Source organism: Myxococcales bacterium (assembly GCA_016703425.1).
Taxonomy (GTDB): domain Bacteria; phylum Myxococcota_A; class Polyangia; order Polyangiales; family Polyangiaceae; genus JADJCA01.
The window spans coordinates 21,340-42,612 of the sequence record JADJCA010000001.1 but is presented as its reverse complement, the minus strand read 5'-3'; the positions used below and the strand labels follow the sequence as shown (position 1 = coordinate 42,612).

The 21,273-nt window shown below is 67.9% G+C and carries 18 protein-coding genes; 10 read left to right on the top strand and 8 right to left on the bottom strand.

Annotation, left to right across the window (positions count from 1 at the left end):
* The first annotated feature begins 104 nt into the window (after positions 1 to 104).
* On the top strand, positions 105 to 917 hold the full coding sequence (locus IPG50_00170; GenBank protein ID MBK6690618.1) for an aldose epimerase: 813 nt from the start codon (positions 105 to 107) through the stop codon (positions 915 to 917).
* A 36-nt stretch (positions 918 to 953) separates the two neighbouring features.
* Here IPG50_00170 and IPG50_00165 read toward each other — a convergent pair whose 3' ends face one another.
* The 3 genes from IPG50_00165 to IPG50_00155 form a co-directional block, all read right to left on the bottom strand.
* Complete coding sequence (locus tag IPG50_00165; GenBank protein ID MBK6690617.1) at positions 954 to 1,283, bottom strand: PilZ domain-containing protein; 330 nt, start codon at positions 1,281 to 1,283, stop codon at positions 954 to 956.
* A gap of 236 nt (positions 1,284 to 1,519) precedes the next feature.
* Positions 1,520 to 2,431, bottom strand: a complete 912-nt coding sequence (locus IPG50_00160; GenBank protein ID MBK6690616.1) for a response regulator — start codon at positions 2,429 to 2,431, stop codon at positions 1,520 to 1,522.
* Positions 2,337 to 3,203 carry a hypothetical protein gene (locus IPG50_00155; protein MBK6690615.1) on the bottom strand — a complete coding sequence of 289 codons (867 nt, stop codon included), beginning with the start codon at positions 3,201 to 3,203 and terminating at the stop codon, positions 2,337 to 2,339. Before IPG50_00155 ends, IPG50_00160 begins: the two co-directional genes overlap by 95 nt.
* A 172-nt stretch (positions 3,204 to 3,375) precedes the next feature.
* Between IPG50_00155 and IPG50_00150 the strand changes: the two genes are divergently transcribed.
* From IPG50_00150 to IPG50_00140, 3 genes are all read left to right on the top strand, one after another.
* Positions 3,376 to 4,128, top strand: coding sequence for a CoA transferase subunit A (locus tag IPG50_00150; protein MBK6690614.1), 753 nt, complete (start codon positions 3,376 to 3,378; stop codon positions 4,126 to 4,128).
* Between the two features lie 24 nt (positions 4,129 to 4,152).
* Entirely contained in the window at positions 4,153 to 4,809 is a 657-nt protein-coding gene (locus tag IPG50_00145; protein ID MBK6690613.1) for a CoA transferase subunit B, read from the top strand.
* A 105-nt stretch (positions 4,810 to 4,914) separates the two neighbouring features.
* A complete protein-coding gene (locus IPG50_00140) occupies positions 4,915 to 6,096 on the top strand; it encodes a GGDEF domain-containing protein (protein MBK6690612.1) in 1,182 nt (393 codons plus the stop codon).
* Here the strand turns inward: IPG50_00140 and IPG50_00135 are convergent.
* Positions 6,083 to 7,669, bottom strand: a complete 1,587-nt coding sequence (locus tag IPG50_00135; protein MBK6690611.1) for a hypothetical protein — start codon at positions 7,667 to 7,669, stop codon at positions 6,083 to 6,085. The two genes, IPG50_00140 and IPG50_00135, sit on opposite strands and share 14 nt — an antisense overlap.
* Before the next feature lie 180 nt (positions 7,670 to 7,849).
* On the opposite strand from IPG50_00135, the gene accD reads away from it, so the two are divergent.
* Both accD and IPG50_00125 read left to right on the top strand, forming a co-directional pair.
* Positions 7,850 to 8,749 carry an acetyl-CoA carboxylase, carboxyltransferase subunit beta gene (gene accD, locus IPG50_00130; protein ID MBK6690610.1) on the top strand — a complete coding sequence of 300 codons (900 nt, stop codon included), beginning with the start codon at positions 7,850 to 7,852 and terminating at the stop codon, positions 8,747 to 8,749.
* 25 nt (positions 8,750 to 8,774) lie between these two features.
* On the top strand, positions 8,775 to 9,989 hold the full coding sequence (locus tag IPG50_00125) for a bifunctional folylpolyglutamate synthase/dihydrofolate synthase (protein ID MBK6690609.1): 1,215 nt from the start codon (positions 8,775 to 8,777) through the stop codon (positions 9,987 to 9,989).
* Positions 9,990 to 10,003: 14 nt separating this feature from the next.
* On the opposite strand, the gene metG is transcribed toward IPG50_00125, so the two are convergent.
* Positions 10,004 to 11,998 (bottom strand): methionine--tRNA ligase, encoded by a 1,995-nt coding sequence (gene metG, locus IPG50_00120; protein ID MBK6690608.1) that lies wholly within the window; start codon positions 11,996 to 11,998, stop codon positions 10,004 to 10,006.
* 146 nt (positions 11,999 to 12,144) lie between these two features.
* On the opposite strand from metG, the gene IPG50_00115 reads away from it, so the two are divergent.
* Positions 12,145 to 12,630, top strand: a complete 486-nt coding sequence (locus tag IPG50_00115; GenBank protein ID MBK6690607.1) for a YajQ family cyclic di-GMP-binding protein — start codon at positions 12,145 to 12,147, stop codon at positions 12,628 to 12,630.
* 52 nt (positions 12,631 to 12,682) lie between these two features.
* The gene (locus tag IPG50_00110) at positions 12,683 to 14,107 is read left to right on the top strand and encodes a phosphoglucosamine mutase (GenBank protein ID MBK6690606.1); all 1,425 of its coding nucleotides are present in this window, start codon (positions 12,683 to 12,685) and stop codon (positions 14,105 to 14,107) included.
* A gap of 26 nt (positions 14,108 to 14,133) precedes the next feature.
* On the opposite strand, the gene IPG50_00105 is transcribed toward IPG50_00110, so the two are convergent.
* Together IPG50_00105 and IPG50_00100 are read right to left on the bottom strand one after the other, a co-directional pair.
* Positions 14,134 to 15,303: a hypothetical protein gene (locus IPG50_00105; protein MBK6690605.1), complete on the bottom strand. Its 1,170-nt coding sequence runs from the start codon at positions 15,301 to 15,303 to the stop codon at positions 14,134 to 14,136.
* Between the two features lie 97 nt (positions 15,304 to 15,400).
* Entirely contained in the window at positions 15,401 to 15,661 is a 261-nt protein-coding gene (locus IPG50_00100) for a hypothetical protein (protein ID MBK6690604.1), read from the bottom strand.
* Positions 15,662 to 16,044: 383 nt separating this feature from the next.
* Here IPG50_00100 and IPG50_00095 point away from each other — a divergent pair, with 383 nt between their 5' ends.
* Both IPG50_00095 and IPG50_00090 read left to right on the top strand, forming a co-directional pair.
* Positions 16,045 to 18,183: a hypothetical protein gene (locus IPG50_00095; protein MBK6690603.1), complete on the top strand. Its 2,139-nt coding sequence runs from the start codon at positions 16,045 to 16,047 to the stop codon at positions 18,181 to 18,183.
* Positions 18,184 to 18,559: 376 nt separating this feature from the next.
* Entirely contained in the window at positions 18,560 to 19,612 is a 1,053-nt protein-coding gene (locus tag IPG50_00090) for a hypothetical protein (GenBank protein ID MBK6690602.1), read from the top strand.
* 99 nt (positions 19,613 to 19,711) lie between these two features.
* On the opposite strand, the gene IPG50_00085 is transcribed toward IPG50_00090, so the two are convergent.
* Positions 19,712 to 21,244 (bottom strand): hypothetical protein, encoded by a 1,533-nt coding sequence (locus tag IPG50_00085; protein ID MBK6690601.1) that lies wholly within the window; start codon positions 21,242 to 21,244, stop codon positions 19,712 to 19,714.
* Positions 21,245 to 21,273 lie beyond the last annotated feature (29 nt).

Sequence of the window (21,273 nt, the reverse complement as noted above, 5' to 3'; positions counted from 1 at the left end):
GCCCGTGCGGCCAAGAAACGGGCGGTCCGCGGCGGGGGCAAAACACGCCCGGGCGAGCCCGCTCGGCGGTCGACGGAGGCGATCGCTGCGAATAGCCTGGCGCCATGGAACTGGAACGCTTGGTGCTTGAGACCTCCGATGCGCGCGCCGAGGTGCTCCCCTCCTTGGGCGCGCTCGTCACGCGGTTCGCCGTCGGCGAGCGCGAGATTCTCTATTGCGACGACGCGAGCCTTCGAACGGACAAGCGCCGCGGCGGTGTTCCAGTCTTATTCCCTGCGCCGGGCCGTCTCAAAAACGACCTCTTCGAAGCCCACGGCCGGTACGGCAAGCTCCCCCACCACGGCTTCGCCCGAGACCTCCCCTTCCGCGTCGCGGAGAAGACCGCGGCGTCGGTCGTGTTGGAGCTTGAGGGAACGGACGCAACGCTCGGGCGCTTTCCGTGGGACTTCCTCCTTCGGCTCCGCGTCGAGCTCAGCGCGACGTGCCTCACCTACGCCATCGACGTCGAGAGCCGCGACGAGGAGCCGATGCCATTCGCCTTCGGCCTGCACCCGTACTTCTCCGTGCGCGACAAGAACGCGATGCGCGTGACGACTCCGGCGACGCGCGCCTTCGACAACCGCACGAAGCGTCACGTCGCGGTGCCTTCGCCCATCGACTTCGCCCACGAGGAGGTCGACCTCCACCTTGTCGACCACGGCGCCCAGGCGCTGCGCTTCGACACGGGGGCCGGCGCCGTGACGCTCCGGGGCTCGGACGAGTTTCGGACGTGGGTGCTCTGGACACTCCCCGAGCGGCCCTTCGTCTGCGTCGAGCCCTGGACGAGTCCCGGCAACGCGCTCAACACGGGGACGGACCTCCTCGAGCTCGCACCGGGCGCCACGCGGCGCCTCAGCCTGTCCATCCAGACCACCTAGAACGCGTTTCACAAACGGCGAGACGCCGCGGGCGAGTCAGCGACGGGGCCGCCATGAGGTGCGCTTCGACAGCAGCCGCTCGAGGACCTTCTTTGAGTCGCTCGTGAGCGAGACGAACTGCACGCCCACGCCCACCGGATCGGCGCTCATGCGCACCACCTCGCCCACGCCCTCGATGGTGTAGAGGTCGTCGTCGACGATCGTGAAGTTGAGGTCGATCGTGGCCCCGATGGCGAGCGGCTTCTTCGTTCGGATGAACGCCCCGTTGCGACTCACGTTGGTGACGAACTGCCCCATGTGCTCTTCGCCAGCGCCGTATTCGTGTTCCACGGGAATACGCGGCGGCCTCGGGACGCGTTCGGACATGCGTTCAGCATACGGTGCAGTACGATTTCGCACCACGGTTGGGCTTGCTGCCACCTGCAGAAGCGCTTCGATGTGCGATGACCTCGCATGTCTCCCTTCGGCAACGGAAGATCCGCCACTTTCGGTTTCCGGGAAGAGCTCTGCGAGCAAATTGCCGACATGGTTCGCCATCGTCCACCAAGCGAAGCAAAGCTCAGACCAACGCGCGGTTCTGGCGACCGCGGAAATTGCCTGGCTCACTGGGTGGCGACGTCGCGAATTCGTTCCCGCAAAAGGCTCGAGTCGAAGGGCTTCGCCAAGACTCGCCGGTCGTGGAGCTCAACAAACCGCCGCGCATCCTCGGTGACAGGGCCGCCGGTCATGAAGAGGAAGCGCCTCGCCAACCGGGCGTCGAGGCGCTCGGCGGCGGCGAAGACCTCCATCCCCGTGAGGACAGGGAGCATCAGATCGCATAGGACGACGTCGTAGCGCCCGGTCTCGAGATCCTCGACGGCGGAATCCCCCGACTCGGCGACGGTCACGGTGGCGCCCGCGAGCATGCGGCGGAGCGACGCCGCGACCTCCGGATCGTCTTCGACGACGAGCACGCTGAGCCCGCTCACCGAGTCATCCTGCACGCTCGTCCGCGCGCTCGCAGCGGGGGCAGCCGACTCCTCGCGCGCCCGCGCCAGGGGAGCGGCGTCGCTCGGCGGGAGCCGCATGCGCATCGTGGTGCCAACACCTTCGGCGCTCTCCACCGAGAGCTCGCCGCCAAAGCTGCGAACGATTCCCAACGACACATACAGGCCCAACCCGGTGCCTTGCCCGTGCCCCTTGGTCGTAAAGAACGGCTCAAACAACCTTTGCTGCGTGGCCGGGCTCATCCCCGCCCCTTCATCAGCCACCGCGATCTCAACCCACCCGTCGGGTGCTCGACGCGTCGTCACGCGGACCGGCGTGCTGCTCGGTCTACCGGCTTCAGCGGTCGCGTAGGCCGCGTTGACGACTAGATTGACCACCACCTGGGCGAGCTTGGTCGCATCGCACGCAACGGCGGGCAGCGCTGACTCGGATTCATCGCGGAGGATGAGCGTGGCTCGATGGCGAACGGAGTGCTCGGCCAAGCGCAGAGCGCTGGCGAGAACCGGCCCGACGGCGACCGGTCGCATGGCCCCTTCGTTGGCGCGACCGAACACGCGCATGTCGGCGACGATGCGCTCGATGCGTTGCGCCGCATCGCGACTCTCGTCGATGGTCGGCATCACGCGCCAGCTTGAGGCCAGTGGCCAGCATCGCAGGCAAGAGCCCGAGACTGAAGCCTAGGTGCACGAGCGTGGGCCCCGGCGCGCCCACGAGGAGCGCGACCTCGCGCACGACCAAGAGCGCCAGGATCCCAGCGCCGACGGCGTGGATCCAAGCGCCCGCGACGCCGCGTTTCGCGACCAGCGAGTGCCGCACGAAGACGGCGAACGAGGCAACGACGATGACCCCCGCCATCACCTCGCCGACGGGCGTCGCGATGGGCCACGACTGCTTGAGGCCCATCACGACCCGAGTGGTGGCGCCCGAAAAACACAAGCCAGGCACCAGGGTGGAGGCGGCCACGACGAGGAGGCTGCGTTCCAGCCAACGGGCCGCCGCCGACGGCGTCTCCCCATACTGCTCGTACGCGTAGCGAAGCAACGCTACGAGCGTGAGAGCCGCTACCAACAGGCTTGAGCTGGCTTCGAGGACCATCACCGCGGGCGAGGGGGTGTGGGTCCACGTCGACCCCTCAAGGAGTGAAAACGCGGTCGCGCCGAGGCCGGCCCAGCCGAGAAGGCTCAGGTGCTTCCAGCGCTGGCTGCGCCCGAGAGCAAAGGCCACGGCGGCGAACGCGAGGGCGGCCCCGGCGCAGGCGGCCGCCAGCGCGGCGAAGATCGACTCTCCGTGAGGGGCCATCGCTCGAGTCACACTAGCGCGCGCGATCCGCCGCGTCGACGTTCCCCCTTGGTGGTCCATCCGCCGACATCGGGCGACGTTCGGGCCCCGAAGAGAAGAACTGTCTGGCGTGAGGCGCCCTCGACGTGGCCCCGCGACCTCGATACCCTTCGGCGCCGCAACGAGGCTCCCTATGAACAAGGTCAAATTGAGCGCCCAAGAGGCGTGTGCAGACATTCAAAACGGCGCGACGGTCCTGGCGGGAGGGTTTGGCCTCTGCGGCATCCCGGAGAACGCCATCCGCGCCATCCGCGACCTTGGTGTGAGAGAGCTGACGTTCGTGTCGAACAACTGCGGCGTCGATGACTTCGGTCTCGGCGTCTTGCTCCGCGCCAAGCAGATCAAGAAGATGATCTCGAGCTACGTCGGCGAGAACAAAGAGTTCGAGCGCCAATACCTGAGCGGCGAGCTCGAGGTGGAGCTATGCCCGCAAGGCACACTGGCGGAGCGCGTGCGCGCCGGCGGCGCGGGCATCCCGGCCTTCTACACGCCCACGGGCGCCGGCACGGCGGTCAGCGACGGCGGCCTCCCGCTGCGCTACGCCGCTGACGGTAGCGTGGCCAAGGCCTCGGCCAAGAAGGAGCTGCGCGAGTTTGACGGGCGGACCTACGTCCTTGAGCCGGCCATCGTTGGCGACTTCGCCATCGTGAAGGCCTGGAAGGGCGATCGCTTCGGCAACCTCGTCTACCGGCACACGGCCATGAACTTCAATCCGATGATGGCGACGGCGGCGAAGGTCACCATCGCCGAGGTCGAGGAGCTCGTGGAAGTCGGCCAGCTTGATCCGGACCACATCCACACGCCAGGCATCTACGTGCAGCGCATCTTCAAGGGTGCTTCGTACGAGAAGCGCATCGAACGCCGAACCACGCGAAAGGCCAGCTGAGCCAGCTGCGCATTAGGATCCACCATGCCGCTCTCTCGTGATCAAATTGCCCAGCGCGCCGCGCTCGAACTCAAAGATGGCTACTACGTCAACCTGGGCATCGGGATGCCCACGCTCGTCGCCAACTTCATCCCCAAAGGGGTCGAGGTTGTCCTTCAGAGCGAGAACGGCCTGCTCGGCATTGGGCCCTACCCGCTCGAAGGAAAGGAAGACGCCGACCTCATCAACGCCGGCAAAGAGACGGTGACGATGCAGCAGGGCTCCGCGATCTTCTCGAGCGCCGAGAGCTTCGCGATGATCCGCGGGGGGCACGTCGACCTATGCATCCTCGGCGCTATGCAGGTGTCGGAGCGCGGCGACCTCGCGAACTGGATGATCCCCGGGAAGATGGTCAAGGGGATGGGCGGTGCCATGGACCTCGTCGCCAGCGCGAAGCGCGTCGTCGTGATCATGGAGCACGCCGCGAAGGACGGCGCGCCGAAGATCTTGAAGGAGTGCAACCTCCCGCTAACGGGTCGCGGCGTCGTGCACCGCATCATCACCGAGCTCGCAACGCTCGACGTCACCGCGCAGGGCCTCGTGCTCCGCGAGGTCGCGCCGGGCGTCAGCGCGAGGGACGTGCAGGAGCGGACCGAGCCCACGCTGCTGGTCTCGAGTGACTTGTCGACGATGAAGGTCTGACGCTCACGTCTTCGTCCCCGCGAGTGGCTCGGCCAACGTCCGACGCGTGGCCGTAGGTTTCAAATGCATCGATTCAAGTGAATCGTGCATATACTCCGCCGTCGCATGGCGTCGGTGCGCAAGACAGCGAAAGCGAAGGCTGCGCCCAAGGGCAAGGGCAAGAAGGTCGCGCGGCCACGCCGCGCGGTGCCGTCCAAGGCCAAAGGCAGGCGAGCGGCGGCGCCCCGCAAACGGAGCCACCTCAACGGCGAGAGCCCGTTGCTCGTCTTGCTCGAGCTCACGCGCAAGCTGACCGACGAACGCCCCCTCGAAGAGGCGCTCCAAGCCGTAACCGACGCGGCGCTCGAACTTGTGAGAGGCAACCACTCTTCGATTCGGCTGCTCGACGCCAACGAGACCGAACTCTTGTGCGGCGCCCGCTCGGGCTCGGGCCGCGACATCCCGCCGATGACCTTTCGCCGCGGCGAAGGCCTCGTCGGCTGGGTCGTCGACCACCGCCGCGGCGTGCTCGTCGACGACGCGCTGGCCGATTCGCGCTTCAAGCCCGACGAGCGGCGGCGAGGGCAAGGGTTCCGCGTCCGCTCGCTGCTCGCCGAACCGCTCTGGTCAGCGGGCCGGGTCATTGGAGTCCTGTCGCTCTCTGGCGAGGACGCTGGCGTCTTCAGCCAACAGGATCTCTTGCTGGCGCGGCTCCTCGCCAACTGTTCGGCGCCGCCCATCGAGCGAGCGCGACTCCGGCGCTTGGCCATGACCGACGATCTGACGCTGGCCTACAACCAGCGGTACCTGCACCCTCGCATCACCGAAGAGATCGAGCGGTCTCGTCGCAACGAGACGCCGCTCAGCGTCCTTCTGATGGACCTCGACCACTTCAAGAACGTCAACGACCGACACGGCCATGAGATCGGCGACGTGGTCCTTCGGCTCTTCGCGGACCGTGTTCGACTCCTCGTGCGGCGCGTCGACATCCTCATTCGGCGCGGCGGCGAGGAGTTCTTGCTCCTGATGCCCGCCACGACCCTCGAGCACGCGGCCGAGGCGGCGGAGCGCATTCGCGCGGCGCTCGCCGATCATCCGCTCAGCGTCGGCGAGGGCCTCGACATCGCCCAGACGGTGAGCATCGGCGTCGCAACGTGGAACAAGAACGAGTCCGGCGATCTGCTCCAGCGGCGCGCCGACGCGGCCATGTACCGCGCCAAACAGATGGGCCGCAACCAGATCGCCATCGCCAAAGACGACGAAGGCTCGTCGCCGGGGCGGCCGGCGCCGCCGCTCATTTCTTCGTGATGTCGGAGCTCTTCATGTCGGAGCTCTTCATGTCGGGGCTCTTCATGTCGGGGCTCTTCACGGCGTTCGCAGCAAGCGCCGTCGCGCTGAGCTTTGGGATGCCAGCCCACGCGGCGCCGTAGGTGCAGCCCGGATCCCACAGGAGCCAGCCGGTTCCTGTGGCCTCGGCGTGTTTGATCTCGTCGGCGACGTATTTCGGACCATAGGCCGAGGTGCGCCACGAGAACGCCTGAAGCCAAGAGCGCACCACCGTGGTCTTGTTGCCGGCCTTCCGGAGCTTCTCCACCGCCGCCTTCGTGCCGATGCCGATGATCTCGGGGTGGTTGGCCGGGTCCTTGAAGCCGTAGAACCCGGCGTCGTAGTGCGACGGGTACACCATGGGGCTGATGGCGTCCGCGTCGACGCTCATGATGCCGATCTCCTGACCGAGCGCTTCGATGTCTTCCTGTTGACCCGTCGAGGCGACGCCGAAGATGTCGAGCGAGAGCTTGACGCCCTTCGGCTTGACGACGTCGGCCACCTTCTTGACGAAGTCACGAATGACCCGCGAGCGGATGCCATCCTTGGCCGGCGGCAAGACCGCGCTCTTCACCGGTCCTTGGACGGGAAAGCGCACGTAGTCGAGCTGGATCTCGTCGGCGCCGGCGTCGGCCATCTCGCGCGCGAGCTCGATGGCGTAGTCCTGCGCTTCTTCGTTCACCGGGTCGAGCCAGCTAAGGGGAAACGGCTTTCCCCAATTGCCCATGACGCTGAGCCGCGGCGCGCGCTTCTGCGCCCACGGGTCGTGGAAGCACGGAATCCGCATGATGACGCGAACGCCGCGCGCGTGGGCGAAGCGGATCGTCCGTGGCAGGTTGGGGATGAGGATGTTCTTCGTCGCGCCCGTCTCGAGGGCGATCTTCGCCTTCGAGGCGTAGTTGACGGGGCCCATGTAGTCCTTGCCGTCGAGGACCACGGCGTTCAAGCCGCGCTCGGCCAACTTGTCGAGCGTCGGGACGTACTGTCGGCCCGCCATGAGGCCGGTGAGGAAGACACCGCGCAAGACGCTGTCGGCCGGCCATCCGAGCCGGTCTTCAGCCGGCTCCTTGTAAGGCTCGCGGAGCAGGCTTGGGATCTCCACCTCAGCCCCCTCGGAGAGAGGTCCGCGCTTCTGAAGCAGCGCCGCGAGGTCTTCGGCGAGGTACACGTCGGTCAGATCGAGGTACGCCTGAGCGATGCTGGCGTGCGTATCGCCGGAGGCGACCTTGTGAACGACGCGCACCGGGTTCTCGTCGACCTTGCCGCCGGCCGGGAGCTTTCCCTTGAGCCACGCGGCGAAGGAGAGCGCCGGCGACGCCTTCGGCGACGCTTCTTGCTTGGGTCCCGCGTCGGCAACCGCGCTCGAGCTCACCCGATTGGCGGCGCCAGCGTCGACGGCCTCGACCTGGGGAACTTCGCGCGGTACCGCTTCGGGGCTCGACTCGGCGGCCTTCTTCCGCGACGCCTCACCGGACTCGCGCGAGCACGCAAGGGCCCCCGCGAACAAGAGGAGGAGCCAGGGCTTCGTCGGCCACTTGTCGTTCGCCACGCGCATGGTTGCTCCTCGCGTCCGGGACGCCACCTAAGCTTTCCGCGGCGCGCCGCTGCCGGCAACTTCTCGGTGCGAGGGCGCTCGGCGACCGGCTTCGAGCCGCGGCGGCCAGGCGCGCCGCGGGCAAGCAAGATCGAGTGGCCGCGGTGACGCGTGCGCCTTTTGTGGTGTAATGGTTTCCCCATGACCGATTGGCCTACGAACCGGCCCGCAGACCTCGACGCGAGCGAGAAGCGCAGCGTTGGCAAGGGCGTCTTTCGCAAATGCGACGGCTGCGGCGCGACCCACACGGCGGAGGTCATGCACGAGCGGTTCGAGGTCTGTCCGGATTGCGGCAAACACCATCGCCTCGCCGCGGCCCGGTGGCGGGCGCTGCTTCTCGACGGTGGCGTCCTCGAGCCCTGGGACGATCAGCTTCGGCCCGCCGATCCGCTCGGGTTCACCGACGGCAAGTCCTACGGCGACCGTGTGCGGGACGCCACGTCGCGGTCCGGCGCGTCCGAGGCCATGGAGATCGGCGCGGCCGCCATCGAGGGTCACCCCGTCGCCTACGGGGCCTTCGTCTTCGCGTTCATGGGCGGGTCCATGGGCTCGGTCGTGGGGGAGAAGATCGCGCGCCTCTTCGAGCGCGGCGAGCGCGATCGCCTGCCCGTGGTGCTCCTTCAAGCGTCCGGTGGAGCGCGCATGCAAGAGGGCATCTTGAGCCTCATGCAAATGGCGAAGACGGTGTCGGCGCTCGAGCGCTTCAAGGCCAGCCGGTTGCCGTTCCTCAGCGTCTTGCTCGACCCGACCACGGGCGGTGTGGCTGCGAGCTTCGCCCTTCTCGGCGACGTAAACATCGCCGAGCCCGGGGCGCTCATCGGGTTCGCCGGCCCACGCGTCATCGAGCAGACGATTCGCCAGACGTTGCCGGAGGGCTTCCAGCGGAGCGAGTTCTTGCTTGCGCACGGCATGGTCGACCGCATCACGAGCCGCCTCGAGATGCGGCAAGACCTCTCGCTCTTGCTCTCGCATTTGTCCCCACGCAAGGCGCCGCCACCGCTCTCGAGTCGCGTCATTGGCGATCCCGACGACGAAGCGTGACCGGCGTGTCGCACGCGAATCCGCGATGAGCCACCAAGCCCTCCTGGCGGAACTCTACGCGCGCGCCCCCCGCGGCATGAGGCTCGGTGTCGAGGCGATGCAGGCCGCTTGTGACCGTTTCGACAACCCCGAGCGGGCCTTCGCCGCAGTTCACGTCGCGGGGACCAACGGGAAGGGCTCCGTTTGCGCCATGCTCGAAGCGGCGGCGCGGGCCGCGGGCCGGCGCACCGGGCTCTACTCCTCCCCTCACCTGTCGCGCTTCGCCGAACGCATTCGCGTGAACGGCGAGCCGCTCGACGACGACCGCTTGGGCCGCACGCTCGGCGAGGTCCTGCGCCGCGAGCCCGAGCTCAGCTTCTTCGAAGCCGCGACGCTCACGGCGTTCGTCGCCTTCCGCGAGGCGAAGGTGGACCTCGCCATCGTGGAGGTCGGACTCGGCGGTCGCCTCGACGCAACGAACGTCCTGCCCAAGCCCCTCGCCACGGCCGTCACGCGCATCGCGTTCGATCACATGGACAAGCTCGGGAGCACCCTCGTGGAGATCGCTCGCGAGAAGGGCGCCATCGCCAAGGCGGGCGCTCCGATGTTGGTCGGGCGGGTCGACCAGGACGTCTTTCAGGCCATCGAGATGACGTCACGATCGCGTGGCGCGACGGCGCGATCCATCGTCGATGAGCCCTCCGCGGTCGCCTTCGCGAGGGGGGCTCGGCTCTCGCTCGCAGGCGAACACCAACGAGACAACGCGGCGCTCGCCTTCGCCCTCGCCCAGACGCTGGGCATCGACGACGCGACGGCGGCCGGCGCCATCGAAGGCGCGAGGTGGCCAGGCCGCCTCGAGCGCCTCGAGACAGAGCGCGGCCCGGTGCTGCTCGATGCGGCCCACAATCCCGACGGGGCGCGCGCCCTCGCCGCGGCACTCGCCGACGCGCGCCCCGAGAATACTGCGCTCGTGTTCGGCGCCCTGGCTGACAAAGACGCGGCCTCGATGCTCGACATCCTCGCCCCCTTGGCCCGCGTGCGGGCCTACGCGCCGGCGCGAGGCCGCCTCGCGACGCCGACTGCGCTGCTCGCCGCGCGCCACAACGGCGCGACGTGCGCGACGGTGATGGAGGCGCTCGGCCACGCACGAAGCGCCGTTGACCAGGGAGGCCTCGTCGTCGTGGCCGGCTCGATTTCGCTGGTGGGCGAGGTTCGCGCCAGCCTGCTCGGCGAGCCGATGGACGAGCCGGTCGCCCTCTAGGGAGGCGCCGCGAATTACTTCAGCCGCGCGCCAGGTGCCGCTGCTGCATCGACCGACGGCAACACGAGCGCTTCGCTGGGGCCCGTCGCCAGGATCATGCCGTGGGAGACCAGGCCCTTGCCGAACTCGCGGGGCGCCAGATTCGCCACGACGACGACGCGCCGGCCGACGAGATCCTCCGGTTTGAAGGTCAGCGCGAGGCCCGCCACGATGGTGCGCGGCGCAGGCTCGCCGAGGTCGACGGCGAGCTTGAGGAGCTTGTCCTTCTTGGGCACGCGCTCGCAGGTGGTCACGAGCCCGACCCTGAGGTCGACGGCTGTGAATTGGTCGTAGCCGATGACGGGAGCGGCCTCGGTGGGGGCCGCCGCCGTGACCGGCGCGCTCGCCTCCGCGGACTTCGCGGGCTCCACCGGAGGAGCGTCTTTCGCTTCCGCCGGCACGAGCTTCAAGAGCAGCGCCGCTTCTCGCTCGTCGTCGATGGTGGGAAACAGCGTCGAAGACGCGCCGAGCGCTTCGCCAGCGGGCCGCGGACTCACCTTCACTGGCCACTGATCGACGCCGAGCGCCGGCACGACGGGCGCGAGGCCCAAGAGCGCGCGCATTTCGTCGGACTTCTTGGGCATCGCGGGCCAGAGCATGACGCTCAGGAAGCGAAGCGCCTCCGTGAGGCTCGCCAAGATGGTCCCGACGCGAGCGGTGTCGTTCGCCTTCGCCGCGGCCCACGGCGCCGTTCGGTCGACATAGAGGTTGGCCGCGTCGCCGAGAGCGCACGTCGCCTCGAGGGCGCGATGCGGCGCCATGGCGAGCCACGCCGCGCGAGCCGCCGCAGCCTGCTCCTCGCAAGCCTGGAAGAGCCGCTCCTCGTGCTCGGTGCGCTCGCCCACGGCCGTCGTTACGTTACCGGCAAGCTTCTTCGAGAGGCCGAGCGTGCGGCTGAAGAGGTTGCCAATGTTCTTGGCGAGGTCGGCGTTGTAGCGACCGATGAGCCCGCCGTGGCTGAAGTCGCCATCGAGTCCGAACGAGATGGCGCGAAGGAGGTAGTAGCGTAGGGCGTCCACGCCGAGCTCCTCGGCGATGCGCAGCGGGTCGACGGCGTTGCGCAGCGCCTTGCCCATCTTGCGCCCTTCGACGGTGAGAAATCCGTGGGCAAAGATCTTCGACGGCAGCTCGTCGAGCTTGTAGCCGGCGCCGAGCAGGAACGCGGGCCAGTAGACCGCGTGGAACCGAACGATGTCCTTGCCCATGAGGTGCACCGCCTCGCCGCGCGGCGGCCAGAAGCGCGTGAGCTCGCCGTGGCCAAGCGCCGACCGATAGTTCACGAGCGCGTCGAACCAGACGTACATGACGTGGCGCGCGTTGCCCGGGACCGGGACTCCCCAGGAGAAGCTCGTGCGCGAGACGCTGAGGTCCTTGAGGCCTCCCTCGACGAAGCTGATGACCTCGTTTTTTCGCGACTCCGGCTGGATGAAGTCGGGATTCTTCGCGTAGAGCTCGAGGAGGGGCTTTTCGTACTTGGAAAGGCGAAAGAAGTAGGTCTCTTCTTTGACGCGTTCGACGGCCTTCAAGTGATCGGGGCACAAATTCCCCGGCTGGATGAGCTCCTTCTCGGTCTTGAAGGACTCGCAGCCGACGCAATACCAGTCCTCGTATTCGCCGAGGTAAAGGTCGCCGTTTTCCTCGGCCTTCTTCCACAGCGCCTTGACGAACTCCTCGTGACGCGGCTCTGTGGTCCGGATGAAGTCGCTCGCGACGACGTCGAGCTTGGGCCACGCGTCCGAGAAGCGCTGGCTCATCTCGTCGACGAAGGCCTGAGGCGCTTGCCCGCGCTCGGCGGCGACGCGCTCAATCTTGAGACCGTGCTCATCGGTGCCCGTCAGCATCCGCGAGTCTTCGCCGAAGACGGCGTGAACGCGCCTCAAGGCGTCGGCGGCCACGGTCGTGTAGGCGGTGCCCAGGTGGGGCACGTCGTTGACGTAGTAGATGGGCGTCGTGACGTAAAAGGGGCGCATCCGGGTGGCAGCTGAGTACCACGACCTTCGCCGCTCGTCGCGAGGGAGTCTTTGGCGAGGCGCCGGTCTTTCTTGCGAGCAACGCCAGCGACGCTTGCGTTAGCCTGCACCCTCCGCCGGACCGACGCCGGAACCAGGAGCCCCCCATGCCGAGCTTCGACATCGTCTCCAAGGTGAAGTGGCACGAAGTCGACAACGCCCTTCAGCAGGCGCAAAAAGAGATCGTCCAGCGCTACGACTTCAAGGACACCGGCACCGAGCTGGAGAAGACGCCCGAGGGCATCGTCATTCGGTCCTCGAGCGAAGATCGCGTCCGCGCCGCCCTGTCGGTGCTCCAAGACAAGCTCGTCAAGCGCAAGGTCAGCCTCCTCTGCACCGAGGAGAAGGACATGGAACAGACCAGCAAGGGTGGCGCGAAGATGCTCCTTTTGGTGAAGGAAGGCATCGAGCCGGACGCGGCGCGCGACATCGTCAAGCGCATCAAGGACGCCAAGCTCAAGGTCCAAGCGTCGATCCAAGAGCAGCAGGTGCGCGTCACGGGAAAGAACCGCGATGACCTGCAGACGGCCATCGCGCTCATCCGCGCCGCGGCCATTCCCCTAGACCTTCAGTACATCAACTTTCGCGACTGAATCTCTTGCGTGTGCCGGGGGGCATGCGCGAAAGGCCGGAGCCCGACATCCCATGGCAAAAAAGAACGGTAGAGAGGCGCCGCCCGCGCGCCGATGGTTCGGCACCGACGGCATTCGCGGCATGGCCAACGCCTCGCCCATGACCCCGGAGCTCGCGCTACAGCTCGGCCGCGCCATCACCTTCGTCGCCGCCCGAGGCCGCACGCACTCGCCGCGCATCTTGATCGGCAAGGACACGCGTCTCTCGGGCTACATGATCGAGACGGCGCTCGCGTCGGGCATCTGCTCGATGGGCGGCCGCGTGATCCTGTGCGGCCCCGTTCCTACGCCGGCCATCGCTCACCTGACGGTCAGCATGCGCGCCGACGCCGGCATCGTCATTAGCGCAAGCCACAACCCCTACGCCGACAACGGCATCAAGATCTTCGGCAAAGACGGCTTCAAGCTCCCCGACGAAGCCGAGGCGGAGCTTGAGGCGATGATGCAGGACGACTCGCTCTTGGGTCAAAGGCCCACGGGCCCCGGCATCGGCAAGGCCGAAAAGCTCGAGGACTCGCGAGGGCGCTACGTGGTGTTCGCGAAGCAGACCTTCCCGAGCGACCTCACCCTCGACGGCATTCGCATCGTCGTCGACGCGGGCCACGGCGCCGCCTACCGAACGGCGCCGCTCGTCTACGGCGAGCTCGGCGGAACCATCACCGCGCTCGGCGTCAAACCCAACGGCGTCAACATCAACCACAACTGCGGCGCGCTCCACCCCGACAACCTTCGCGCCGAGGTCGTCAAGAAGAAGGCCGACATCGGCATTGCCTTGGACGGCGACGCCGACCGGCTCATCGTCGTCGACGAAAAGGGCCAAGTCGTCGACGGCGACGCCGTCATGGCGATGTGCGCCGCGCGAATGATGAAAGACTCCGAGCTCCGCAAGAAGACGCTCGTGGCGACGGTCATGAGCAACCTTGGCCTCGAGCGCGCCATGGAGAACATGGGCGGCAAGCTCGTCAGGACCGCCGTCGGCGACCGCTACGTTGTCGAGGCGATGCGCTCCGGCGGCTACAACCTCGGCGGCGAGCAGTCGGGTCACCTCATCTTTCTCGACCACGCGTCCACCGGCGACGGCACCATCGCAGGCCTTCAAGTGCTCGCGCTCATGTTGCGAACCGGTCAGCCGCTCTCGACGCTGGCGAAGAACGCGCTTGAGCGCGTGCCGCAGGTCCTCGAGAACGTCACGCTACCCCTGCGGATGCCGCTCGAGGAGATGCGCACGCTCCAGGCCCTTGAAGCCAAGGTGAAGAAGAAGCTCGGCTCGAACGGTCGCGTTCTGATTCGCTGGAGCGGCACCGAACCGAAGCTGCGCGTGATGCTCGAAGGTCCCAACGAGGCCGCGCTTCGCGAGTACGCGCAGGAGCTCATCGAGGCCGCCAAGCGCGACGCGGTGCCGAGCACGAGGCGCTCCGCGGCGCCCCGCGCCAACTGAGCGCACCACCGGGCGACGCTTAGGGCTCAGGCGGCACCGGCACGACTTCCGGCGGCGATGCGGCAGAAAGGGGCGGCGATGAGCGGGGCGAAGCACGATGGGCAGTTCAGGTTGCTCACGGCGGGCCGACCGCGCCGCGAACGGCGCGCGCGAACTTCTGCGGCAGAAAGGGGCTCACCGATGGCCTTCACCCGGCAGTTCAGGCCGCCCTCGTTGAGGAGGTTTGCGTTGACGTCAGCGGGCAAGAAGTAGACGCGGTCGATGCCCGACGACGGGATCTCCTTGAGGCGGCCTTGCACGTAGGCTTGGGCCCTGGCGTCCCCGCCCATCATCACCAAAAACGACTGGTCATCGGCGCCGACACCAGCTTCCGTGTTGAAGAAGTTCATGGGCAGCGAGCGTCCCGGCGCGGTGGACGGGAAGACCCCGGCCATTCGGTGCACCTCGAAGCCCTGCGCGCGCAGCGCGTCGGCCACCTGATCCTCGTAGATCGCACGCTCGTTCGCGGTGCGTTTCAACCGCGCGATCCTCGCCTCAAGGCCGGTCGCGTACCCGCCGTGGAGCATGCCAGCGTCCTCACGCAGCCAGTGGGCTTGCAGCGCTGCGGCTTCGCGGGCGTCGTTCACGACAATCTGACCGCCGCCAAGTGGCAACATGGCCATGTCGAGGTGGAAGTCGCCCGGCTGCTCGACGGGATACAGAAGCGTTGGCGCCACACCGAGATCGTGCGCGATGGCTTCCTCCGCTTCGGTCGCGGAGACGGGCCTCCCAAGGTCTCGCGCGAGCACAGCGCGCGTCAGCTCGACGGTGTCCTGCCCCACGATGGCGTAGGGATCGCCGGCGGCGTTCGCACCACGGAGCACGTTGCCGCCTTCCGCGTAGCTGAGGTTCTCGCGGAGCGGCTGCTCCGTCGCGATCGAGCCCTCCACCGCGTCGCGCGCGCCCAGGTAGGCGACCATGCTCTGGACCCCAAAGTTGCCGTAGACGCCGCGCTCCGTGCGAGCGCGCTGCTGGAGGGTACGCACCTCGTTCAGCGTTTCCTGGCGGCTCGGTGCGCCCCACCGGGCCGGGATGCGAACGTCACCGTCCACGCCGTACTCGCGGTCGTCCTCGGTCCACGGCGAGGTCGCCGTCCGCTGCACAACCGAGAGAGACGCTCGCTCATCAGGCGCAAGGACCTCGGCGAGCGTGCTCATGCCTCCTTCAGGGACCTCGGCGACGACTTCAAACCCTTCGCGACGACCGATCTCGATGGCCGAGCGCAGCAACGTGAGGTCCGTCGGGTTGTCTGGGTTAAAGGGCCATTCGCCATGTCCGCGTGCGCATGGAGCCGTCCTCGGGCATCGTTGGCGACAGCGCGGGGAGTTCGCCGGAACGGATCGGCGTGTTGGCTTCCCTGAAGCGCTGGAGCGTCGCCTCGCGGGCGCGCCGCGCGCGCTCGGCAGCGTCCGCTGCGGCGAAGACGACCGGGACCGTATTCGCCACGCGGACCGAGCGCATGCCACCGCAGTGAGGACAGCTCTTGTCGTGGATCTCGGCGATCCGAGGGCCCACGAACTGACGCTCGTCGGGACGACCCACCCCGCTCGAAGGCGGCCCCGAACAGGTGGAGCAACTCCCCGACGGTTCCGGTGTGGCAGGCGCACGCAGCCACGGTGTCGCGTTCACGCCGGAGGTGCAGCAGGTTCCACGCCAAGCGCGATCGGGCGAAACGCGCACGGAATTGTCGCGCCTGCTCAAGCGGCCGTTGGCGCCGTGTCCACACCGGTGCGGCCGATGCGCAACCATGCTCGGTGCATGCACGCGCGCTTGCGCAAAGGCGCGAAGGGTTGCGCGAGAACCTGCGCAGGGCCTCGCGCAGATCGCCGCGACCACCCTCGTTTCCTGCGCATTTCTCTCTGGCCGTGCTGGGCACCCCTCGTGCACGGCAGGCCCCCATGGCCCCCACCAGCTCGCCCACCCGCGCCGCGTCCCAGCGTGCCACGGTCGCACCGAACGGACGAACGTCGCGACACCGACGCGCCGACTCGCTCTCCTTCATCGTCGTGCTCAGCGCCATGGCATGCGCTTGCGGGGAGGAGTCGTTGGGCGAGCTCGCGCCGAGCACCGCCGGACCCGGCGCCACAGAGCACGGCGGCCCGCCCCTTCAGACTGACGCCTCGGTTGCAGGTTCAGACGGCGCGTCCGGAACGCCCGGGGCCCCGGGGACGACGCCGCCCCCTGGACCGGGAACTCCCGGCTCGCCTGGCACCGGCACCATCCCCGCGCCACCGACCGCAGCCGAGGCCTACCGCAGCACGCATCCATCGCTGTTCGTTGACCTGAACTCGACCACGCCGACTCAGGTGGCGGGCAACCTGACCGAGGTTCCACCCAAGGCCAGCACGCCGGCGCCCGCGGCGAGCTACGAAGTGGCGACGGTGGGGCCTTCCTACACGAACGTAGAGCAGTCCGCGGATTGGCGCTGGGCGCATCCCGGCGGGGACTGGCTCGACAAGAGCGGCGTGGCGCAGGGTCCGGCCGCGCACTTCGAGATCGCCGCGAACGCCGTCGCCAGCGGCCAGGCCGCGTATACGGTGCCGCTCACCGAGGGCGCTCAGGCCGCGTTCGCTCGCGGCAAGTGGAACGCTTACATCGTCAAGGTGACCGGTGGCGGGCGGGCGCTGGCCACGCACCGTCACTCAGCGGCGACGGCGCCTCGCATCAACGTGACCTACGGCGACGGCACGACCGCGGTTCTTCCGGCGCGCGCCTGCGTTCAGCTCGTGCCCGGCACCGCGTATACGCGCATCGGCAGCAAGGAAGCACCCATCGACGAGTCCGTCGCGCTCGAGTTCGAAATGCCAACCAAGCCCGTCAAGGCCGCGACGCTCACGGTCACGGTCACACGCCACACGGCGAGCGCTTCGACCATCAAGGGTTACCTCGCGAACCCGCCGGCCAACAACTCGCCCGTGACGCTCGGCGTGGCGGCAAACTATCCGAACGACCTCGGCCTCAAGGGCGACCCCTCGATCCTCTTCGCGCAGCGCTACGAGGATGGGACGACACTTGCGGACTACATCCTCAACGCGCCCTACCTCAACGTCTGGGACCTCAGCAACTGGGACCCCGAGCTCTTCGGGACGGGCGCCGCGAACCCAGCGAAGCTGCCGACGGCCTTCAACGGCACGCCCATCGCAGGAACGCACAAGTGGTTCCTCAAGCAGAACACCGGCAACACCATCTCCGTCGTCCCGTCGACACACAGCGGCGACGGCTTCGCCCCCTCCTCGCCGGGACTCGGCGCGATGCGCATCGTCATCCCCCGCGACAACGGCGCCGACGGCGCATCGGTAGGTTATGGCGGCTCCACGGGCTCCGACCTGTGGGCGCTGTTCCCGAAAGCCGTGGCGGGTCTGCTCGACGAGACCTACGTGCGCTTCCGCGTGCGCTTCGCCGTGACGCCGAAGGCGCTCGCGAACACCAAGGCGTTTCGGACGGAGGGCGGCGCGACAGCGACCTACGCCATTCGCGAGGGCAAGTGGGGACTCGGCACGCACCACTGGACCTTCTTTGGCGGCAACAACAACGTGGGCGGCGACAACCTCGGCCACACCAATCGCCTTGGATTTCGTGTGCACCCGAGCGACGTCGGGCTCATGGGCGTTCAGCCCTACGTCCACTCGTGGGACATGATCAAATACGACATGCCCTTCGGGGCTGGCGACGGCCTCGGCGCCGCCTTCTATCCGAACCGTTGGTACTGGGTCGAGGTTCGAAAGAAGCTCAACACGTACAACGCTTTCGGGCCCCGTCGGCTCGAGCCCCGCCGATGGCGTCATGGAGGTGTACATCGACGGTCGACTCGCGGCGCGGCACACCAACTGGAAGTACCGCGACGGCAAGCTCGACTACGTCGGGGAGACGCCCATCGCGCAAGGCAAGCTCGTTCCCTTCCGCCAAATGGGCGACATGGGCTTGCTCCTCAATCTCTACAACGGCGGCGTCAAGGCGGCCGACGAGGACACCGTCATGTTCTTCGCGCAGGTCGCGTGCGGCACGAGCTACATCGGCTTGCCGAAGTGACGAGGTAGAGAGCGCGCGAACCACTGCCCCGCACCGAGGAGCGATCATGCGAACTCACTTGAACGGTCTCGCCACAGCCATCATCGTCACCGGAGCCAGCGGCGCGTGCACCGCTGAGACGCTCGCGCCGGCGCACTCGCGCCGGAGAGTCCCAACGAGAGCGACGCGACTGCGAGGCACGACGCCGGCGGCCCCGGTGGCGCAGGCGGCCCGTCGAGCGACGCATCGGGCGGCACGGTTGGTCCCAGCGACGGCGGCGCTGCCCCCGGTGTCGGTGGTCAAGATGGGGGCAAACCAAAGACCGACGGTGGCAGCGCCGGCGGGCCGCCGCTCGCGCCCCCAACTTGCATCGCGAAAGCTGGGCTTCCCGCCTGGCGTGCGCCAATGGTCGTCGGCGCGTGGAAGGTGCTCTCGAGCGCGGACCTCTCGAAGGTCACGCCGAGCCCCGCCCCTACCGGCAACCCGGTGCACCGCATCGATGCGTGGAACGGTATCGCCGCCGACACAGAGAAGAGCCACCTCTGGCTAGGCGGCGTCGGCGGCCACGCGGACTACGCGGGCAACGAAGTCTACACCCTGGATCTCAACGCCGCGGCGCCCGTGTGGTCTCTCTTGTCGCAACCGTCGCCTGCGTCGACGTACACGTACAACGAGGAGTACTTCTCCGACGGCCGCCCCTCGCCGGCCCACACCTATTACAGCCTGTGGTTCGTCGAGCCGCGGGGACAACTCTTTCGCTTTCCCACGGGAGCGACCTGGGGCAACGGCGCCGGCGGCACGACGTACGTGGACCTATGGGACCCGGCGAAGAAGGACTGGGGACTCAAGGGCACGCGCCCCACGATGGGAACGAACGGCGGCGTCGAAATGCCGACGGCGAAACACGCGCTCACCGGCGACGTCTACCAGATGCAGACCGACGCGCATCTCTACCGATGGAACCAGGCGACCGATACAGTCAGCGACCTCGGCGCAAGCTCCATCGGGAGCGGGACCTTCTACGACACCGACTACGCGCCGGCCGTCGTCGATTCGAAGCGCAACATTCTCTACTTCATGTCTGACAACGACGCGCCGGGGCCACAGATTCGCGCCTACAACATCGCAACGAAGGCTTGGTCGCGGGTGACGCTCACGGGAGCCGGCGCCGCCGTGGCGTCGGCCAAACGGCGCGCGAATCAAGGCATGGTCTTCTACGATCACTGCGCCGACGCGCTGGTCTTCAAGTCCAAACAGGGCGCCGAGGTCGTCTTCGTCGACGCCGCGACGTTTGTCGCGACGCCCCTGGTCACGAGCGGCAGTGCGCCACCGAGCCCGCACAGCCTCGGCTCAGAAGACGCCGGTGTGCACACGCTGTTTCAGTACATCCCCAAGCTCGGCGGCTACGCGTACCAACCGCTGGGTTCGAGCCCGCTGTACTTTCTCGCGACTCAGTAGACCCGCACCGCCAAGGTCCATCGCTTAGCCTTAAGGGGCGGCCGGCGCCGACGGCCCGCCGCCCCTTTCCTTTGTCCATCTGCATCCATCAACGCAGACTCAGGGCTTGCGCGACGCGCCAAGGACCCAGCCGGGGTTCTTGCCTTGCGCCCCGTAGGCGCCGCGCACGGTGTGTCCGTGGCCGATGCCGTTGAAGTCCAAGTCGGCGTCGAGGCCCTTTCGCGCCGAAGCCGCGAGCGGCGCGCCGCCCAGCGCGCCCGCCTTCGGCGAAAGGTCGAGCGTGCCGAGCGCCCCCGTCGGCGCGTTCAGCGCAGCCGCCGCCGCAGCGACCGAGCCTACGACGTTGTCGCTCGCGTTCGGCCCCGCGAGGCTTCCGCCGTAGACCACGTTGCCCGAGACCCGCTGGGTGGTGCCGGCGGCGCCGCCGGCGACGGACACGCCGCCCGACGAGACGACGACTGTGTTCTCGAAGACGAACACGTCGCGCACCTTGCCATTGTGTGGCTGAATCAGAATCGCACCGCCCTGGTCGTTAAAGAATACGTTGTGGTAGGCGCTGACGTTGCCTTCCGCCTGAAAGAGGTTCTCCGTCGGGTTCCGATAGAAGAAGTTCCCGTACACGAGGTAGTCGTCGCTGCTGCCGGCGCCAGACGGCGGCACATCACCCAGCAAGAGGTTCGGGCGCGCGAGGCCCCCGGTCGAACTGTTGGCACCCTTCATGAGGACGTTGTGGCGAAGGACCGTGGTGTTCGGGTTGGTCGGCATGCCCGCGACGGTGGCGCGTGCCACCTGATGCTTGATCTGCACGTTGTAGCCGATGGTGTCGTGCACGTAGTTGTGTTCGAGGAGTCCCGCCACGAACGGGTCCGTGCCGTCGGAGTTACCCAGGTACATGCCGGTCCCGGCGCCACTCACTTCGCAGCCACGGATGGTGAAGTTCCAGGTCGGCGCTTTGGTCGAGATCCCGACGATCTGTTGGTCGCTACCTACGCCGTGGACGTAGAGATCTTCGAGCGTGATGTGGTGCGCCACGCCCTGCGCGTTCACGCCGTCGCCCCCGAGGTCACGTCCGTCGATCTCGAGGTGCCGAATGACGACATGGCTCGCGTCGTTCAGACGAATCGTGTTGTAGCTGCCGTTGCCCAAGAAGACAGGCCTTGGCTTGTTCGGATCCCCCATGATCACGGTTGGACAACCGGGGGCGCCGTGGAGGCCGAAGATGGGCAGTCCCGGCGGGTTCGCGCCTGGATCATAGGTCCCCGGCGCGAGCACGAGAGCGTCGCCAGGCGCTAGCCGCGCGAGTTCAGCCCGATAGGTCTGCGGATCGCCGTAGTAGGTCTTTCCGCAGACGGTCGGAACACCGGGCGCGACACCGGAACCGGCAGCGGTCGCGGAAGACGGCGTGGCCGGTCCCGCATCGGACCCCGGCGCGTTGGCCCCGTCGGTGATCACGACGCCACCAGCGTCCGCCGCGCCGACGGGGGCCGCGCCATCCGCTGCCGCGTCGGCGCGTCCCGCAGCCGCCGCTTCAGCGCCGGGCGCGCCCGGCGCTCCGGGGTCGAGCGACTCGACGGCGCAGGCGGCCACCAGGAACGGAGCCACGGAGAGGAGGTGCTTTTGGTGAAGGCTCATGGGCGCGGGCACGCAAGAAGCAGACCCTC

Bases quoted from the DNA above. Each gene is read 5' to 3' on its own strand.
- IPG50_00170 (MBK6690618.1), top strand. From the start codon at position 105: ATGGAACTGGAACGCTTGGTGCTTGAGACCTCCGATGCGCGCGCCGAG.
- IPG50_00165 (MBK6690617.1), bottom strand. From the start codon at position 1,283: ATGTCCGAACGCGTCCCGAGGCCGCCGCGTATTCCCGTGGAACACGAA.
- IPG50_00160 (MBK6690616.1), bottom strand. From the start codon at position 2,431: ATGCGACCGGTCGCCGTCGGGCCGGTTCTCGCCAGCGCTCTGCGCTTG.
- IPG50_00155 (MBK6690615.1), bottom strand. From the start codon at position 3,203: ATGGCCCCTCACGGAGAGTCGATCTTCGCCGCGCTGGCGGCCGCCTGC.
- IPG50_00150 (MBK6690614.1), top strand. From the start codon at position 3,376: ATGAACAAGGTCAAATTGAGCGCCCAAGAGGCGTGTGCAGACATTCAA.
- IPG50_00145 (MBK6690613.1), top strand. From the start codon at position 4,153: ATGCCGCTCTCTCGTGATCAAATTGCCCAGCGCGCCGCGCTCGAACTC.
- IPG50_00140 (MBK6690612.1), top strand. From the start codon at position 4,915: ATGGCGTCGGTGCGCAAGACAGCGAAAGCGAAGGCTGCGCCCAAGGGC.
- IPG50_00135 (MBK6690611.1), bottom strand. From the start codon at position 7,669: ATGCGCGTGGCGAACGACAAGTGGCCGACGAAGCCCTGGCTCCTCCTC.
- accD (MBK6690610.1), top strand. From the start codon at position 7,850: ATGACCGATTGGCCTACGAACCGGCCCGCAGACCTCGACGCGAGCGAG.
- IPG50_00125 (MBK6690609.1), top strand. From the start codon at position 8,775: ATGAGCCACCAAGCCCTCCTGGCGGAACTCTACGCGCGCGCCCCCCGC.
- metG (MBK6690608.1), bottom strand. From the start codon at position 11,998: ATGCGCCCCTTTTACGTCACGACGCCCATCTACTACGTCAACGACGTG.
- IPG50_00115 (MBK6690607.1), top strand. From the start codon at position 12,145: ATGCCGAGCTTCGACATCGTCTCCAAGGTGAAGTGGCACGAAGTCGAC.
- IPG50_00110 (MBK6690606.1), top strand. From the start codon at position 12,683: ATGGCAAAAAAGAACGGTAGAGAGGCGCCGCCCGCGCGCCGATGGTTC.
- IPG50_00105 (MBK6690605.1), bottom strand. From the start codon at position 15,303: ATGAGCACGCTCGCCGAGGTCCTTGCGCCTGATGAGCGAGCGTCTCTC.
- IPG50_00095 (MBK6690603.1), top strand. From the start codon at position 16,045: ATGGCCCCCACCAGCTCGCCCACCCGCGCCGCGTCCCAGCGTGCCACG.
- IPG50_00090 (MBK6690602.1), top strand. From the start codon at position 18,560: ATGGTCGTCGGCGCGTGGAAGGTGCTCTCGAGCGCGGACCTCTCGAAG.
- IPG50_00085 (MBK6690601.1), bottom strand. From the start codon at position 21,244: ATGAGCCTTCACCAAAAGCACCTCCTCTCCGTGGCTCCGTTCCTGGTG.